Below are 403 nucleotides of genomic sequence, written 5' to 3'. Positions count from 1 at the left end.
CCGCTCGGCGCGTGGCTTGCGTCGCGGTTCGGCGTCCACCTGCCCTTCACCACGGCGGGCGCGGCGCTGGCCTGCGGCATCATGATCCTGCCGCTCATGGTGCGCGCCATCCGCCTGGCGCTCGAGGCGGTGGAGCCAGGCCTCCTGGCCGCCGCGCGCACGCTCGGCGCCGGGCGGCTGGACCGGTTCCTTTCCATCACCCTGCCGCTCGCCCTCCCCCGCGTACAGCTCGCCGCGGTGCTGGGCTTCACCGCCTCGCTCGGCGAATTCGGCGCCGTGATCACCTTCGCCGCCAACATTCCGGGGCAGACGCAGACCCTGCCGCTGGCGATCTATTCGGCGCTGGAAACGGTGGACGGCGCCCGCACCGCCGCCCGCCTCTCGCTCTGCTCCGTCGCCCTGG

1 protein-coding gene is annotated in these 403 nt (G+C 74.2%); it reads left to right on the top strand.

All coding sequences use genetic code 11. The annotated features are described in order from the left end of the window. Positions 1-403, top strand: a 403-nt coding sequence (locus R5H29_RS02290) for an ABC transporter permease subunit (RefSeq protein ID WP_332328672.1), incomplete at both ends; no start/stop codon positions are given.

The organism is Stenotrophomonas sp. A3_2 (genome assembly GCF_036624925.1).
Lineage (GTDB): Bacteria > Pseudomonadota > Gammaproteobacteria > Xanthomonadales > Xanthomonadaceae > Stenotrophomonas > Stenotrophomonas hibiscicola.
Note: the sequence above shows the minus strand (reverse complement) of the source record. Positions and strands in the feature narration are given on the sequence as shown.